The sequence below is a fragment of the Meiothermus granaticius NBRC 107808 genome (genome assembly GCF_003574355.1).
Classification (GTDB): Bacteria; Deinococcota; Deinococci; order Deinococcales; family Thermaceae; genus Meiothermus; species Meiothermus granaticius.
The window spans coordinates 18,111-29,512 of the sequence record NZ_QWLB01000040.1 but is presented as its reverse complement, the minus strand read 5'-3'; the positions used below and the strand labels follow the sequence as shown (position 1 = coordinate 29,512).

Sequence of the window (11,402 nt, the reverse complement as noted above, 5' to 3'; positions counted from 1 at the left end):
CGGTCTGGTCGAGCCAGCGCCGCTTGCCTGCTCCGGGGTTGCGCAGCTTGAGCACGACGGTTTCTGCTCTGTGTATGAGGGTATTGTGCCACAAATCAGTTTGCCGATTACGCACTGGGCTTTGCCCAGCTTCCCAAGCCGCACACTGTGCCGTCCGCTACGCGGATACCTTCGCTTCCTACCCGCATTGAAATGCGGGGAGGAATCAGAAGGTTTCTGTAAGAACCGAGAAGCCTCGGACTTCCAGTCTGAGGAGTTGTCACCCTTCACCCGCCGCATTGTAGGGCTACTCGCCCCGGTTTATCCGCTCCTTCGCCAACCCTCCCAGCCCCCGCACGACCTTGGCGGTGGTGATGATCTGCCCGGCATGGCGGCTGCTGTGTTCACCGAGGTGGTACAGGAGTCCGAGCACCGTGCTCGGCAGCCTGGCCCGCCCGACCTCGCGCGGCTCGAGGAGGCTGGTCTCGGGGGTGCGCCTTATCCCCTCGACCGCACCTTCCAGTGCTTCCCGCGCCTGTGCCACGAGCTGGGCTGCATGCCCCGAAGGCTCGCCCTCGCCGCGCAGGAACCCTAACTGCTCCTCGCTCAGTTGCCCACCGGCGGCATAGGTCAGGAGGCGGTCGGTGCTGCCCACCAGGTGCTGTAGGTGAAACCCCACCGAGGCGGCCCCACCGGGCCGCAGCCAAAGCTGTTCGGGGGTGAGGTCCAGAGCAGCCCCCAGGTCCTCCGAAGCTTGCAGCAGGGCCTGGGCCACCGGCATCAGGATAGGGGGAAACCCCTCCAGGGGACCGCGCAACCAAACTTCAGGCTTGCTCATAGGCCAATTCTAGGCGGGACGCCGACCAAAGACCACATCCGAGCCAGTACGGCGGAACCATACGCCTCGAGCGCGAGCTGGGCAAGGGCACAGTGGCAGCTGCGGGATTGCCGCGCGAGCCCAGGGGCTGGGGCATGCCCCATCAATTCTGGCCCGCGATCAGCTCAGCAAACCGCATGTAAGGAGTGATCCAGTCCGAGAAATGCTCCGGGGCGTACCGCCGCAGGGTGCTCGAGGCCGCCACCACCCGGCGCCGCTGCTGAGGCTCGAGCACCCCGCAGCCCTCAGCCTGTACCAGCAGGTTCCCCATCAGGGTAGCCTCGACCGGGCCCGCAATCACCGCTCGACCCGTCGCCGCAGCGATGAGGCGATTGAGCAGGTCGATCTGGGAACCCCCTCCCACCACGTGCAGGGTATGGAGGGTTTGTCCGGTCACCCGCTCCAGGCCCTCGAGCACCCAGCGGTACTTAAGAGCCAGACTCTCCAGCACGCAGCGCACCACCGCTCCCCGCCCCTGGGGCAGTGGCTGAGCGGTGCGTTCGCAGTAGACGGCCACCCGTTGCGGCATATCGCTGCCGGCATGCAGGAAGCTGGGATGGTCGGGGTCTATATACGCCCCCAGCGAGCCCCGGGGGCATACCGCCTCGGCCTCGGCGTAGAGCTGGGGCCACTCCGGGTCGCCCCAGCTCCGGCGGCACTCCTGCAAGATCCACAGCCCCATCACGTTTTTCAGCAGTCGGGTGGTCCCGTGAACCCCGGCCTCGTTGGTCAGGTTGAGGGCCAGGGTCTGGGGGGTGATGTGCGGTTGGGCGGTCTCGAGCCCCACCAGCGACCAGGTGCCGCTGCTGATATAGGCCCACCCCTCCCCTTCCGCCGGAATCGCCGCCACCGCACTGGCGGTGTCGTGGGTGCCGGGGGCAATCACCTCCGCGTCCCTCAGACCCCAGCGGGAGGCCCACGGGGGGAGGAGCGGGCCCAACCGGCTACCCGGCTCTACCAGGGGCCCCAGCATCGCCTGGGGCAGTCCCATGGCCTGGATCAACCCCCAGGCCCAGTCCCCCTGGGTCGGGTCAAAAAGCTGGGTGGTGGAGGCGTTGGTGCGCTCACAGACCGCCCGTCCGGTCAACCAGTAGTGCAGCAGATCCGGAACCATCAGGAAGTGTTGGGCCCGCGCCAGCACCCCAGGGCTCCTCTCCTCGGTCGCCAGGAGCTGGTACAGGCTGTTGATGGGCATGAACTGAAGCCCGGTGGTCCGGTAAATCTCCTCCCGGCTCATCCGGGCAAAAGCCCGCTCCATCTGCCCCTCGGTGCGGGGGTCACGGTAGTGGCGCAGCCCATCCATCAGCAGGCCATACTCGTCCAGCAGGGCGAAGTCCACCCCCCAGCTGTCTACCCCTAGGCTGGCGATGGGGCCTGAGGCCCGCTCTGCGGCCAGGCTGAGGCCGTGGCCAACCTCCCGCCACAGCCCCAGCACATCCCAGTACAGCCCCCCCGGCAGCTCCACCGGGCCGTTGGGAAAACGGTGCAGAACCTCCACCTCGAGCCGCTCCCCCTCGAGGCGGCCCAGCGCCACCCGCCCCCCACTGGCCCCCAGATCAATTGCCAGGTGATAGGAAGGCATGGCTAGCGGGTAAAGGACACCGCGTTTCCGGCATCCACGTTGAGGATGTTGCCGGTGGATTTGGCCGAGCGCTCCGAAGCAAACCAGTAAATGGCCTCGGCCACATCCTCCGGATAAACGCTGCGCTTGAGCAGGCTGCGGGCGCGGTAGTGCTCCTCGAGCTCGTCGGTGGAGATCTTGTAGGCGGCCGCCCGCTCCTGGCTCCATTTGCCGCTCCAGATCTTGGAGCCGCGCAACACCGCGTCGGGGTTGACCACATTCACCCGAATCTGGTCCGGGGCCAGCTCGAGGGCCAGCACCCGCGCCAGGTGAATCTCAGCGGCCTTGGCGGTGCAGTAGGCCGCGGCGTTGGGAGAGGCCGCCAGGCCGTTTTTGCTGGCCACAAAGACCACACTCCCCCCAAGGCCCTGCCGCTTGAGCAGCTTCACAGCCTCGCGGCTGACCAGGAAATAACCCTTGGCCAGGATGTCCATGTTGCGGTTCCAGATCTCCAGGGTGGTCTCCTCGATGGGGGCCGCCGAAGCGATCCCGGCGTTGGAGACCAGGATATCCAGCCCGCCAAACTCCACCGCGGCATGGGCCATCGAGGCCTCCACCTCGGCCTCGAGGGTGGCGTCCGCCCGCAGGGTGCGCACCTGATCGGGACCGTAGCGCTCCGCCAGCTCCCCCTGCACCTCCTCCAGCCGAGCGGGGTCAATATCGGTGAGCACCACACAGGCCTCCTCCTCCAGAAAGCGCACGGCGGTGGCCTTGCCAATCCCACCCGCCCCTCCGGTGATCAGGGCGATCTTCCCCGCCAGCGACTTGGGCTTGGGCATCCGCTGAAGCTTGGCCTCTTCCAAGAGCCAGTACTCGATGTCGAAGGCCTCCTGCTCCTCCAAGCCCACATACGCGCTGACCCCCTCAGCCCCCCGCATCACCTGGATGGCGTTGGTGTAGTACTCCCCCGCGATCCGGGCGGTGGCCTTGTCCTTGGCGAACGTGATCATCCCCACCCCCGGGACCAGATAGACCACCGCGTTGGGGTCGCGCATCCTGGGGCTGTCGGGGTGCTTGCAGCGCTGGTAGTACGCGGTGTACATCTCGCGGTAGGCGGCAAGCTGCTCATCCAGACCGGCAACCAGCCCCCCAAGGCCCTGGGACGGATCAAACTTCAGCACCAGCGGGCGAATTTTGGTGCGCAAGAAGTGGTCGGGGCAGCTCGTGCCGAGCGAGGCCAGCCGGTCCAGATCCCGGGAGTTTACAAACTCCAACACCGCCTCGGAGTCGTTGAAGTGGCCGATCTTGGGCTCCTCGCGGCCAATCTTGCCCCGAAGCAGCGGCATCAGCGCAGCGGCGATCTCCCGCCGCTGCTGAGGGGCCAGCGCGGCCCGCTGGGGTCCACCAAACGCGGGGGCCGAGGCCTGTTCCTCCAGCCAGGCGGTGGCCCGGTTGATCACCTGCAGGGTGGTCTCGTAGCAGGCTTTAGCGGTGTCCGCCCAGGTAAATAGCCCGTGCCCCCCCAGGATCACCCCCACATACTCGGGGTTTTGGGCCTGCTGGGCGATCTTCAGCCCCAGATCAAACCCTGGACGCTGCCAGGGCAGCCAGCCCAGCTTCCCCCCAAAGATCTCCTGGGTCAGGCGCTCCCCATCGCGGCTGGCCGCGATAGCGATGATCGCGTCGGGGTGAACATGGTCCACGTGCCGGTAGGGGATGTAGGCGTGCAGGGGGGTATCGATGCTGGCCGCGCGGGGGTTGAGGTTGAAGGTGCAGTGCGGCAGGTACCCCACCATCTCGTCTTCGAACGGGCGGCCCCGGTACAGCGACTTGAGCCCCTCGAGCTTATCCAGGTATAGGGTGGCGAAGCCCTCGAGCCCGATGCTGCCCAAATCCCCACCCGAGCCCTTGACCCACAGCACCTCCACCTCGGCGCCGGTCAGGGGATCCTTCATGCGTACCTTGGCCGAGGTATTGCCTCCGCCGTAGTTGGTGATGCGCTTATCCGAGCCCAGCAGGTTGGAGCGATAGCGCAAACGCTCCGGCTCGCTCATCCCAGCGGCGTGCTGGTCGTCCCAGAGGTTGGGCAGGGGGGGTTCCTTGATCATAGGGTCTCCTCTATTCAGGCCATTGGCGTCAAAGCGGTCCGGCGGTACCTTTGCCGGCCGCGGCTCGAGGGTCGTCCGGGCGGGCGCGGCTCTAGCTGGGGAACCCACCCCCCGCCGACGCCGTGCCCCGCTCGGCCGAAACCCGCTGCAGATACCCACTGTTGCGGTGGGCTTGTATGGGGTCTACGGGAAGACCCAGCCCCTCTCGAAACTCCCTGAGCAGCGGCCTCACATCGGCCCGGAAGCCCTCCATCAGAATGCGGTGGGCCTCCAACACTGCGCCTTGGGCCTGGGCCTGGTGCAGGGCGACGTAGTCCACCAGCAAGGCCTTGGCGTAGGCTTCCTGGCAGTTGAGCACGCTGTAGAGCATGGCCTCGAGCTTGGGCTCGATGTTGTGCGACTGGTCAATCATGTAGGCCACCTCCTGCGCGGTCCGCCGCACCTCGGGGTCCGGATCCTCCTCCGCCTGGACCAGCTCGGTGTAGATGCAGAACAGCTCGAAGGGGTTGGTGGTTCCTACGATCAGGTCGTCATCGGCGTAGCGCCGGGCGTTGAAGTGAAACCCGCCCAGCCGGCCCTCGTCGAGCAGGAAGGCCACGATGGCCTCGATATTGGTGGCCTGGGCGTGGTGCCCCAGGTCTACGAGCACCTGGGCGCGCTCCCCCAGGCCCAGGCAGTGGGCGTACGCCGTACCCCAGTCCGAGAGATCGGTGAAGTAAAAGCCCGGTTCAAAGAACTTGTACTCCAGGAGCAGCCGCCCATGCGCTGGCAGCGCGGCATAAACCCGCTCGAGCGCCTCCCGCAGGCGATGCTTGCGGGCCCGCAGATGGTCTTGCCCCGCGTAGTTGGTACCATCGGCCAACCACAGCGAGAGGTCGCGGGAACCGGTGGCCCGCATGATCTCGATGCACTCGAGAACATGCGCGACGGCCTTGTCCCGAACCTTCCGGTCCGGGTGGGCCAGGCTCCCCAGTTTGTACTCCTCCTCCTGGAACAGGTTGGGGTTGATCGCCCCAATCCGCAGGCCCCGCTCTTCCGCAAAGCGCTTGAGCCGCTCCCAATCCTCGGTGCGGTCCCAGGGAATGTGCAGGGCGATCGAGGGGGCGATCCCGGTAAGCCGATGAACCTCGGCGGCGTCTTCAATCTTCTCCCACACGTTCCGAGCCGCGCCTGGGGCGGGGAAGGTCTTGAAGCGGGTGCCGGAGTTACCATACCCCCAGCTGGGGGTCTCGATCCGCTGGGTCTTGAGCCGCTCCAACACTTCTTCTGGTCTCATGCAGCCTCTCCTTCCGCCACGATCACCTGTACATCCGCCTCTTCCAAGGCCTCACGGACCGCCCGACCGGGTTCCCGATCGGTGACCAGGACCTGCACCCCCGCGGTGGGCACGATCTGGCAAAACGCCTCCTGCTCGAGCTTGCTGCTGTCGAGCAGGGCGATCACGCAGCGCCCCGCCGCAATCAAGGCCTGTTTGGCCTCCACGTCCGGCAGGTGCACATCGCTAAAGCCCTGGGCAGGGCTCCAGGCCTTGGCCGAGAAGAACACCTTGTCGATCCTCAGCCGCGAGAGCAGCTCACGCTGCAATCCGCCCACAAAAGACCGGGCGAGGGCGTGAAAACTCCCCCCGGCCAGCAGAAAGGGAACGTTGGCCCCCGCCAGCGCATTGGCCGCGTCCAGCCCCGTGACCACCGCGGTGGCCTTCACCGTACCCAGGACCCCGGCCAAGGCCAGGGCCGTGGTGCTGGAGTCCATCCCCACGGTATCGCCCTCAGAGATCAAGCGCAGCGCCGCGCGCGCGATACGGCCTTTCGCCTCGGCGTTTTGCCCGATCCGCTGGGCATAGGCCGACTCGAGCCCCGTTTTCTGGGTGCGCCGGGCCCCCCCGTGCACCCGTTCCAGGAGCCCCTGAGCCACCAGGGCCTCGAGGTCGCGCCGGATGGTCATCTCATGAACCCCCAGCCGCTCGGCCAGCTCGCTCACCCGCACGGTCTCTACCAGCAAGGCCAGGCGCAGAATCTCCCGCTGTCGCTCCCCCGGCAGGGGGCTTGCTTCCAGGATCACAGGCCAAACCTAACACACCCACACACACCCGCACAAGGGCCTGTGCGGTTTTTGTGCTAAATCCCTCCAGGCCCGGCCAAAGCTAGCCGGCCGCCTGGTCCACGGCCTCCATGAGGTCCTGGGCAAAGGGGGCCAGTTGCAGCTCCACCTGGGCCCGCACCGCCGCCTCGGCGACCTCTCGGGGGTTCAAGCGCCCCTGCTCGAACGCCTCCAGCAGCCCGCTGTAGTAGCGGGTGGGCAGGTGTTTGCGCAGGATAAAGCTCAGGAGCCGGATGGCTTTGGTGGCCCGCCCCTTTTCATCCAGGCTTTCCCATTCGGCCTCTACCTGCTGCTGACGCCGTTCCTCGGCCTGTCGGGCCGAGGCTGCCCGCCGGGCCTTTACGGCATCGGCCTCGAGCCGCCGGGTCTGAGAGACAAACCCCTCGGTATCCGCGTATTTACCCTCCTCATCCCGCACCACATCCACCAAAAAGCCCGCCCGGTTTCGGGGGGCATACCCCGCGGCCAAAATAGCCTCAAAGCGGGCCAGACGCTCCTCTACCCGCTCGCGGCCATAGGTGGTGACCAGAGCCTGGGCTACCGGCCGGGCCACCCCATACCGGGTGAGGCGGGCCGCGGCCTCGAGCGCCTCCTCCGAGACCACCGGCTGACGGGTAAAGGTGTAAATCACCTCCTGCTTGGGCCCCCGCCCCTGGTACTCCACCCCAGCCAAATACCCCCGCTCCACCAGCTCGTTGTGGGCCCCCTCGAGCGTGCGGCGCACACGGGTCGGGGTCTTATCCACAATCTTGCAGGCATCGGCCCACTCGATGATGTTGGTGCGGAACTGGGTCACCTCATTTCCGTCCGGGCTCACCCGCTGGGCGTCCAACAGGCGGTACAGGGCCCGGGTCAGGGGGCGGTCTAAGCTGGTCAAGAACCCCAGGTCCAGCGGTTTGAGGTACTTTGCCCGGATCGAGTCCACGATCTCCCGGGCCAGCTTGATTTTGAGAATGCTGCGCTCGGAAAAGCCCAACTTGTCATCTTCGCTGGTGTATTCCAATCGGTCAATGTAACGAAACTTTACCGTGGTCCATCGCTTGCCGCTGCGCCAGGCCTCGCTCGCAGTAAAGGTGGCGGTGGTCAGGCGGTCCAGGCTCTCCTTTAGGGCTCGGTAGTAGTGCCCGCTGGTATCCCAGCCGATGATCGAGAGGATGCGATAGGCCGTGGTCACGATGGTGCCATCCTCAGGGTTTCCGGCCTCCTGGTACAGCGAGATCAGGGCCAGGCTCACATCGTTATCGAGGCCGTGAGGCACCCCGCCGTGTTCGCTGACCGCCACACAGGAGAGGCGGGCCCGCCGGCCCTCGAGGCTAAACTCCACACTCCAGCTGGTGAAGTCAGGGGGGATTCGCTCTTGAATGCTGATGAGTCCCAGTCGAGCCACATTCGCCTCGTCGAAGCGGCGAATCTCGGTCCCCTCTTGCGGCCCATTGGTCCCCATTGGGACCGATTATAGCAACCACGCTCGTTGCAGGAGCAGCAAGGCTGATGTTGAGGGTTTTAAGAAACCTTTTTGATTTTAAAAGAATTATGAATTGACAACATCAAGCGGGAATGAAAAGAAGGCTCAGCCACGGGTCTATCTTGACTAACTGGCCGAGTATTCCGATAGTTTAGAGGGCTGAATCGCCAAGTATTCCGATAGCCGGGGTCGGTTTTGACCGAGTATTCCGAGGGCGAGTCTGCCAAAGATCCAAGTATTCCGAGGATCCCGGGTGGGGTTTTCGCCAAGTATTCCGATAGGCTCCCCACCCCGATGACCCAGTATTCCGATACCCCATAGGCCGACTGGTCGAGTATCCCGATACATGAAGGGCCCAACTGGCCAAGTATTCCGATAGTCCAAAAGGCTCCGCTGAGAACGGAGAGGATTGCCCAAGGGATCGAATTTATTCCCCAATCCTCCGAACCCTTGAGCCTCCAGATCGCCAAGTATTCCGATAGCCGGGGGTCGGTTTTGACCGAGTATTCCGATACTGGCCAAGTGTTCCGATAGGGCCATGTACTTAGATGGGGGTTTACTGCCCCAGGTTGCTGAACCCGGCCGCTAGGCCCGAGGAAGCGCCCCGAGCTATCGGAATACTTGGTTATTATGCTTTATACTAAATTGGACAGAGTAAATTCGCTGATACTCCATCTCCACCCAGCGGCGGGCCAGCTCTGGCCTCTCGGCCCTGAGGCGCCGGCAGTCCTCAGGATCCGGGGTGTGGCGAAGGGGCTCCTTTCTCTCCTCCAGGGTCTCTTCGTACCAGTTCATGTGGGTTTCTATTTCGCCTTCTCCCGCTTCCCATGAAACTCCGCTACGAAGAGGTGCCAGCTTCCCCGACCCTCCCGGCTCACCGCCTGGTGGTGGTGGATAGGCTTCAGGGCCGGGTCCACCTCCGCCAGGGCCCGCTCAAAGGGCGCGAGGAAGAAATCCCGCCCCGCCGCCTGAGAGGTGGAGCTCAGGGAGTGTCGAGGCTGGGCTGCTAGGATAAGCCGCCCGCCCTGCTGCAGGGCGGGAAGAGCGTACTCCAGGAGCCCTTGCAGGTATTCCACGTAGGCCCCGTAGCGCTCCTCGGGGGACTCGCGGTAGCCCTCCTCCCGGAGCCAGGAGCGGAACGTAGGCGGGTGCAGGAACAAAAGGGCCGCCTCTTCCCGAAATCGCCTCGAGAGGTCCTTGATGTCGGCCTGTTCGACTCGAGGGCCCATAGGCCTTATGTCCCCGCCCCAGGCCCTACGCCCCAGGGATAGGGCTGCCTCCACCACGGTGCCGTAGCCCGCCAAGGGGTCCACTACCAGCTCCCCCGGTCGGGTATAGAGGACCACTAAGGCGCGAGCCACCGCCGGAGAGAGGGCCTCGGGCCGCGGATCCTTGGGGTAGATCCAGACTGGGCTCATGGGGTCTAGCTCCACCTCCTCGTAGGGCAAACCCCGGAGAGCTTCGGGCGGGCGGCCCTCCAACTCCTCCAGGCGGATCTCTCCCCTCTTGAGAAGCCGGTACAGCCTGTGGGCATGACGGAGGGGAAGTCCAAGCCTTAGGGCTTCCTTGAGGGGCTGCGGCAGAAAGGCTACAGGGAGCAGATCGTGCCGGAGATACTTGGGCTTCAGACGGAGTTCCTTGGCCAGGGTCGTGAAGGCCTCCTGGGGAAGGGAAAGGAGGGCCCTGGCTTGCTCCGCCTCTTCCCCAGGCAAACCCAGCTCCCGAGCCTTGGCCAGGACCTCTTGGTACACATCCCAGGCTGAACGCTTCATTTCTGTTAAGTTTATCGCTCCCCTGCTTTCCGTCCGACTGAAAAATCACAAGGGAAGCCGAAGTTGAACGCTACGGGCCGGCATGAGAGGGGAACTATCGGGCCTGATTCCGTCGGACGGAAAGGTGGGGCCCCCCTAAGATGAACCCGGAGGTGCGCGATGGATAAGGCGACGCTGAACGTTGAGGTGCTGCGGGCGCGGGTGGCAGAGCGGGACCTGGTGTGGGTGGAGCTCCGGGCAGTGGGGGGTGTGCCCGTGCTCCCGGAGGCGGTCCTCGTTCTGGACCGCTCGGGGAGCATGGCCGGCCAGAAACTCCAGGAGGCCAAGGCCGCGGCCTCAGCCCTTCTCTCCTCCCTCCCTCAAGGGGCACGGCTCGCTATGGTGGCCTACGATCACGAGGTGCTGGTGGGGGGGTTTTCTCCGAAGGAAGCCCGGACGCTCCTTCGTAGCTTGGAGGCCAGGGGTCAGACCGCCCTACACGCGGGCTGGAAGCAGGGGGCAGAGCTCCTCCGGGACCGGGCTCGGCCGCGGTTCGTCCTGCTTCTCTCGGATGGCTTGGCCAACGTAGGCCTTACCAACCTCGAGGCCCTAGCCGAGGAGGCGAGAAAAGCCGCGGAGGCAGGAGTTTATACCTTCACCTTCGGTTTCGGCGAGGACTTCGACCGCAGGCTCATGGTGAGCCTGGCCCTGGCGGGTGGGGGTACCCACTTCTACGCGGCCCAAGGGGAGCTCGGGGAAGCCCTGGAGGGGGAGTTGGCCTTCCTCAAGGGTCCGGTAAACCTGGGGGTAAGGGTAGCCTTGGGCGGTAAGCTGCGGCACCTGGCCCCCTTTGCCCTGGGGGAGCGGCGGGTCCTTCTGCTCCAGGCCAACGGGGTAGGGCCCCTGGAGGTGGTGGCGCGGACGCCAGAAGGGGAGGTACGCAGTCACCACCCCCTTCCCTCCTTCGCTCCAGAGGGCACCGAGGCTTGGCGCAAGGTGGAGCTGGAGGCCCTGATCCAGGACGCGGCGGAGCTCCTGGAAAGGGAAGCCCGGAGCCAAGAGGAGGCCCAGGTGCTTCGGGGGAAGGTCTTGGCGCTCCTCGAGCACCTCCGGGGTCACCCCTTGGGGAGTGAGCCTCGAGCCCAGGCCCTGATGGAGGCCCTTGAGGCCCATGGGGAGAGCCTGGCTTGGCTTCACAAGCATTATGACCCTCGGGTCTCCGACCGGATGGCCCGGGAGAGTACCGCGTACAGCACCCGGCTCCTCTCGGAGCAACGGCTCCTGAGCCTGAACTACCGGAAGCGAACCGAAGAGTGAACCTGTAGGGACGAGCAACGGGATCCCCGACCGGACTGGGTCCGGTCGGGGATGTCTGCACCCTAGGGCCAAGGGTGTATCCCCTGATAGGCCTTCTTCGATGGGTGCCCTTCCGAACATTTTTAGGATTGCAGGGCGGCCTGGAGAAGGGGCGCTACCCACAACGTTGTGGGTAGCTGCGGAGCCACCCAAATGAAGGAGCTGCAGCGCGAAAACCCAGGCCTTGCTTCAAGGGGCTCCTTTA

General features: G+C 65.2%; 8 protein-coding genes. 1 reads left to right on the top strand and 7 read right to left on the bottom strand.

Features of this window, described 5'->3' with window-relative positions; translation table 11 throughout:
* Positions 1-286: 286 nt before the first annotated feature.
* From Mgrana_RS13075 to Mgrana_RS13040, 7 genes are all read right to left on the bottom strand, one after another.
* Positions 287-817 carry a DinB family protein gene (locus Mgrana_RS13075; protein ID WP_119358046.1) on the bottom strand — a complete coding sequence of 177 codons (531 nt, stop codon included), beginning with the start codon at positions 815-817 and terminating at the stop codon, positions 287-289.
* A gap of 142 nt (positions 818-959) precedes the next feature.
* On the bottom strand, positions 960-2,438 hold the full coding sequence (locus tag Mgrana_RS13070) for a rhamnulokinase (RefSeq protein WP_119358045.1): 1,479 nt from the start codon (positions 2,436-2,438) through the stop codon (positions 960-962).
* A gap of 2 nt (positions 2,439-2,440) precedes the next feature.
* Positions 2,441-4,525, bottom strand: a complete 2,085-nt coding sequence (locus tag Mgrana_RS13065; RefSeq protein ID WP_119358044.1) for a bifunctional rhamnulose-1-phosphate aldolase/short-chain dehydrogenase — start codon at positions 4,523-4,525, stop codon at positions 2,441-2,443.
* Positions 4,526-4,616: 91 nt separating this feature from the next.
* The gene (gene rhaI, locus Mgrana_RS13060; protein WP_119358043.1) at positions 4,617-5,801 is read right to left on the bottom strand and encodes an L-rhamnose isomerase; all 1,185 of its coding nucleotides are present in this window, start codon (positions 5,799-5,801) and stop codon (positions 4,617-4,619) included.
* Positions 5,798-6,586: a DeoR/GlpR family DNA-binding transcription regulator gene (locus tag Mgrana_RS13055; protein WP_206075092.1), complete on the bottom strand. Its 789-nt coding sequence runs from the start codon at positions 6,584-6,586 to the stop codon at positions 5,798-5,800. Before Mgrana_RS13055 ends, rhaI begins: the two co-directional genes overlap by 4 nt.
* An 82-nt stretch (positions 6,587-6,668) precedes the next feature.
* Entirely contained in the window at positions 6,669-8,069 is a 1,401-nt protein-coding gene (locus Mgrana_RS13050; protein ID WP_119358042.1) for a replication initiator protein A, read from the bottom strand.
* Between the two features lie 824 nt (positions 8,070-8,893).
* Positions 8,894-9,862, bottom strand: coding sequence for a DNA methyltransferase (locus tag Mgrana_RS13040; RefSeq protein ID WP_119358040.1), 969 nt, complete (start codon positions 9,860-9,862; stop codon positions 8,894-8,896).
* A 159-nt stretch (positions 9,863-10,021) separates the two neighbouring features.
* Here Mgrana_RS13040 and Mgrana_RS17275 point away from each other — a divergent pair, with 159 nt between their 5' ends.
* A complete protein-coding gene (locus Mgrana_RS17275) occupies positions 10,022-11,158 on the top strand; it encodes a vWA domain-containing protein (protein WP_119358039.1) in 1,137 nt (378 codons plus the stop codon).
* Positions 11,159-11,402 lie beyond the last annotated feature (244 nt).

Coding starts and splice junctions, on each gene's coding strand:
- Mgrana_RS17275 (WP_119358039.1), top strand. CDS start 10,022: ATGGATAAGGCGACGCTGAACGTTGAGGTGCTGCGGGCGCGGGTGGCA.
- Mgrana_RS13040 (WP_119358040.1), bottom strand. CDS start 9,862: ATGAAGCGTTCAGCCTGGGATGTGTACCAAGAGGTCCTGGCCAAGGCT.
- rhaI (WP_119358043.1), bottom strand. CDS start 5,801: ATGAGACCAGAAGAAGTGTTGGAGCGGCTCAAGACCCAGCGGATCGAG.
- Mgrana_RS13065 (WP_119358044.1), bottom strand. CDS start 4,525: ATGATCAAGGAACCCCCCCTGCCCAACCTCTGGGACGACCAGCACGCC.
- Mgrana_RS13050 (WP_119358042.1), bottom strand. CDS start 8,069: ATGGGGACCAATGGGCCGCAAGAGGGGACCGAGATTCGCCGCTTCGAC.
- Mgrana_RS13075 (WP_119358046.1), bottom strand. CDS start 817: ATGAGCAAGCCTGAAGTTTGGTTGCGCGGTCCCCTGGAGGGGTTTCCC.
- Mgrana_RS13070 (WP_119358045.1), bottom strand. CDS start 2,438: ATGCCTTCCTATCACCTGGCAATTGATCTGGGGGCCAGTGGGGGGCGG.